This is a genomic window from Brevundimonas sp. GW822-FHT03E11 (assembly GCF_058801445.1).
This window is the reverse complement of the sequence record NZ_JBXANG010000017.1, coordinates 1-4,718: the sequence shown is the minus strand read 5'-3', so window position 1 is coordinate 4,718 and position 4,718 is coordinate 1. Positions and strand designations below refer to the sequence as shown.

Below are 4,718 nucleotides of genomic sequence, written 5' to 3'. Positions count from 1 at the left end.
CTGCCCGAACTGGCCATGTACCACTACAAGGCCCGCATCTACTCCCCGACGCTAGGCCGGTTCCTCCAGACCGATCCCATCGGGTACGAGGATCAGATCAACCTCTATGCGTACGTCGCAAACGATCCGGTCAATGGGACAGACCCGACGGGGATGTTTCAGGAGGCTGAGCCTGATGTTGTCGATGATGTCGTCGTTGAAGGTCGAAGACAGGAACAAGCGGATTGCTGGTTCTGTGGTCTGCGTGATTTCGTTAGAAGGCACCCCCCTCAAACGTGGCCAAACATACCTTCCCCGTTCGAGGTGTTTGGAAATCCCTGCGCAGGTTCTTCGGAACGCTTTGGGGGAGAAGTCGTCTGTGCCGTTGTTCCTATAGACGCTATGGTTGGTGGGGGTACGGCGCAGTCAGCTCGGCTGATCGCTGGCGGCCATGCTTGGGCAAAGCACGCATCAAAATTTCAAGCTATCGGCATAACTGACAGAAGAGCGTTCCGTGCGCTGATTCAGCGGATTATGAGGAATAGCCGTGGCGCAAATTTCAGAACGCTCTCAAATGGCCGCTCAGCATGGTGGGACGATGCTACCGGCACAGTGGTGATCCGAAATCCTAGGGCAACGGATCATGGAACCGCTTTTCGACCAGAGGCGGGTCGCGCCTATTTTGAGGGCTTAAACTAATGAAAATTTTGCATTTTTCATTGTTCAGTGATGAATTTCGTGTCCTTCAGTCGTGCGTAAATGAAGTGGCGAATGATATGGATGAGCAAGAAATATTTGATCGAATAGGCGTAGAAAGAAGAGTTATATTAGAGCTTATGAAAAAACTAATCTCTCAAATAAACGAGGATAACTTATAGTGGGTGCCCGATAAAAGAGTGCGTTGTAAAATAAGTCTAACAGCTCTGTTGCTTCGTAACGGATTTTATCCGACGCGACGACTTACGGCGAGTTGCCCCGGTTTGGAGCCGTACCGGCTCGGGCCATGGTGATCAAGCGGGAGAGCAAGCGCGCAGCGCAGGAGAAGCGGCGGGTTGCCAAGACCCGCAGCCGCCGTCGGAGCGACTGGATGCCTCGCACCCTCGATCACCGTCAGGCCGGCCAGGTGATCAGCCGATCGGTGTCGAACGCCGCCTATCGCTTCACCGACCACGTCAACGTCACCCGCGACTATGCGGTCAACGGGCTGAACCAGTACACCTCGGCCGGTCCGGCCGGCTTCACCTATGACGCCAACGGCAATCTGACCTCGGACGGTCAGGGCGGGACCTATGTCTATGATGTGGAGAACCGGCTGATCGCCGGGCCGAACGGGGCGTCCCTGGTCTGGGATCCGCTGGGGCGTCTGTTCCAGAGCGCCGGCAACAGCCAGGGCGTCACCCGCTACCTCTACGACGGCGACAAGTTGACGGCGGAATATGACGGCTCAGGCCAGATGCTGCGCCGCTACGTCCACGCTGACGGCTCCGACACGCCCCTGGTCTGGTTCGAGGGATCGGGCGTGACCGCGCCCCAATATCTCTACGTCGATCACCAGGGCTCGATCACGGCCCGGACCGACGCCTCGGGCGCGGTCGTCGCCGTCAACACCTATGACGAATACGGCATCCCCGGCGCGGGCAACAGCGGCCGGTTCCAGTACACCGGCCAGGCCTGGCTGCCCGAACTGGCCATGTACCACTACAAGGCCCGCATCTACTCCCCCACCCTGGGCCGGTTCCTCCAGACCGATCCGATTGGGTACGAGGATCAGGTCAACCTCTATGCCTATGTCGCAAACGATCCGGTGAATGGGACGGACCCGACGGGTCTCCAATGCTGGACCTGCATTGGTGGCGAGCGGATACAAAATGCTGACGGCACGGTGACGATCCGAAGCAACGAGTTTCTTCGCGTATTGGTCCCCGGCCAGGTGGCTTGGGACAACGCACGAACGAACTGGGCGAACGGGGACCGGGTCGGTGCTGTGGTTTCGACTACTGCAATGGTTGGAGAGCAAGTTGCTACGGTCTTAACTGCTGGTACTGCCTCTTCAGCAGGCAATGCTGCTAGGGCCGCGACTGCTGTTTCGACAATAAGTAGGGCAGAAGCGGCTAACTTTGTGAATTCTGCGAACGCACCGGCAAGAAATGGTCTCTCAGTGGCAGGCAGAGCGCTCCAAAAACATGGCTCGCGTGAAGGCTCTGCATTTCCAGCTGCGAGCGGCAATGCGGTAGAAATTAACCGTCAGGCCGCTGGCATCGTCAGCGATATAATAAACTCTTCAAGTGGGGCAATAACCCGAAACACGGGTAGGTTTGGTCAGGTCACAGAATTCTGGGGCGTTGGTGGGCGTGGTGTACGTTATGGTGATGACGGTCGATTTATCGGATTTTTGGAGCCTTGATAATGAGTGAGCTTTCGGTCGGGGTGGCGAGTCTTCCAGATCGAGAGGACGTCGTGGTTGAGGTGTGGAATTCTGACAACCAGATAGCTGAAGTCTACAAAGCAGAAGATGGTCGATTGGAGGTTCTATTATTTAGCGGCCAGTGCGGTGTAGGCGATCTTGAGGTGGCTTTAAGGGAGGCTAGAGCCAAGCTCAATGATGATAATGCCGTGCGTTAGGGTGGTTTCTGTTGGTTCGAAGGTAGAGATGATCAATCACGGGAATCGACGCGCTCAGCGACAGTTCGGAAGGGCAGTATAAAAGGGGTGTCGTAACCTCTTGCTTCGCCATTGATTGTTGCGCCCCCAACGACTTGCCCTGAGTTGCCCGCTTTTACGGCTGTGGCGACCGAGGGCAGGATAGGCTTTGCGCCGGCATTGTCTGACGGCTGAGCCGTGGGGCGGGAACGGCCGACAATCGGACTCGTTGGTCGAGCAGAACAGAGAGTGATCGGATGATGGACGTGGTGATGTTCGCGCTGGGCGGCCTGACGGGGCTGGTGCTGTAGTGGCTGGTGCTGGGTCCGCTGTTCCACGGCTTCATGCACGGGCTGATGGGGTTGCCGTTCGGCCGGCCAGGTGACCAGCCGATCGGTGTCGAACGCCGCCTATCGCTTCACCGACCACGTCAACGTCACCCGCGACTATGCGGTCAACGGGCTGAACCAGTACACCTCGGCCGGTCCGGCCGGCTTCACCTATGACGCCAACGGCAATCTGACCTCGGACGGTCAGGGCGGGACCTATGTCTATGATGTGGAGAACCGGCTGATCGCCGGGCCGAACGGGGCGTCCCTGGTCTGGGATCCGCTGGGGCGTCTGTTCCAGAGCGCCGGCAACAGCCAGGGCGTCACCCGCTACCTCTACGACGGCGACAAGTTGACGGCGGAATATGACGGCTCAGGCCAGATGCTGCGCCGCTACGTCCACGCTGACGGCTCGGACACGCCCCTGGTCTGGTACGAGGGCGCTGGCTTGGGAACGCGCCAATCCCTCTACGCCGATCACCAGGGCTCGATCGTCGCTCGGACCAACGCGGCCGACGCCGTCATCGGCGTCAACACCTACGACGAATACGGCATCCCCGGCGCGGGCAACAGCGGCCGGTTCCAGTACACCGGCCAGGCCTGGCTGCCCGAACTGGCCATGTACCACTACAAGGCCCGCATCTACTCCCCCACCCTCGGCCGGTTCCTCCAGACCGATCCGATCGGATATGAGGATCAGATCAATCTGTATGCGTATGTGGGGAACGATCCGGTGAATATGGCGGATCCAAGTGGCCAATGCCCTATTTGTTTGCCGGCGGCTGTCGGTGGGATAGTTGGGGGGGTCACAGGTGCCGGGTTCGAATATTATCGACAACGCAAGGCGGGCGGTCCTGTGAATAAGCGCGCTGTAATCGGAAAGGGACTTATTGGAGCCGGAGCCGGAGCAATTTCTGGTGCAACAGGTGCATACCTCGCCAATGGGCTTACGCTTGTTTATGGCGCGGTTGTCGCGAACAGCGCGCAACGGGCGGAGCTATAGGCGGGGCTATTAACGCATGTGCGCAGGGATGTAGTTCAGAGCAGGCTGCTCAAGGGGTTATTGTAGGGGCAGCTGTTGGAGGAGCGGTTGGCGGAGTTACCACTGCCTTGACGCAGCCCGCTGCCGGAATGGCGGCGTCTACCGCGAGTTCAGGCGTCGCGTGGCAATCGGCCCCAAATGCTGCGGGGCCTACAGCGTCAGCCGCTGCGCAGAGCTTCGTCGGCAACGTAGAGGAAGAGAGCATTAATCAGATGGTGGATTGGTGGCAGGGTGCCACGCCTGACGGTCAACGTTGGCGGTGTTCGTCAAGCACTCCAACTGACTCTGCGACCACCGCAAGTCCTGGCTGCTCACCGATGTGAAGGATTGAAAATGTTCAGTAAATCACAGGGCGTTAATGTTTTTCGGGCCGTACTGTTGTTGTGGTTTTGCAGTGTATTTGTCTCATTTGCGGCCCATTTTTTGTCAGGTAGATCGTTTTTGGATAATTTTGCAGGTGTGATGGCCATAACGAACGGATTTACTGTTGTTTTCCTATTCCTGAAAAAGTCCATCATGTCGGCCATTTTGATTGTCGGTGGGGCCCTGATGTGCTTTGCAGTGACGGTGTTGATCGTTAATATTGTGACATAGCCGCCCCGACAGCTTGCGGTGAGTTGCCCCTTTTTAGATCCGCACCGGCGCCTCGGAATGACGTGATCCCCTGAAACTCCGCCAGGAATAGCTAGAGTCCGCCCAACGAAGGACGGACAGAATGAAGCGATCAA

5 protein-coding genes are annotated in these 4,718 nt (G+C 57.8%); 4 read left to right on the top strand and 1 reads right to left on the bottom strand.

Annotated features, from left to right (window positions below):
* The 4 genes from AC1RKE_RS15965 to AC1RKE_RS15950 all read left to right on the top strand — a co-directional run.
* A partial coding sequence (locus tag AC1RKE_RS15965) for an RHS repeat-associated core domain-containing protein (protein WP_492897481.1) occupies positions 1-678 on the top strand: 678 nt, incomplete at its 5' end.
* Between the two features lie 304 nt (positions 679-982).
* Entirely contained in the window at positions 983-2,383 is a 1,401-nt protein-coding gene (locus AC1RKE_RS15960; protein ID WP_492897479.1) for an RHS repeat-associated core domain-containing protein, read from the top strand.
* Positions 2,384-2,385: 2 nt separating this feature from the next.
* Positions 2,386-2,601, top strand: a complete 216-nt coding sequence (locus AC1RKE_RS15955; RefSeq protein ID WP_333897153.1) for a hypothetical protein — start codon at positions 2,386-2,388, stop codon at positions 2,599-2,601.
* A gap of 399 nt (positions 2,602-3,000) precedes the next feature.
* Positions 3,001-3,951 carry an RHS repeat-associated core domain-containing protein gene (locus AC1RKE_RS15950; protein ID WP_492897476.1) on the top strand — a complete coding sequence of 317 codons (951 nt, stop codon included), beginning with the start codon at positions 3,001-3,003 and terminating at the stop codon, positions 3,949-3,951.
* A gap of 350 nt (positions 3,952-4,301) precedes the next feature.
* On the opposite strand, the gene AC1RKE_RS15945 is transcribed toward AC1RKE_RS15950, so the two are convergent.
* A partial coding sequence (locus AC1RKE_RS15945) for a hypothetical protein (RefSeq protein WP_492897474.1) occupies positions 4,302-4,718 on the bottom strand: 417 nt, incomplete at its 5' end.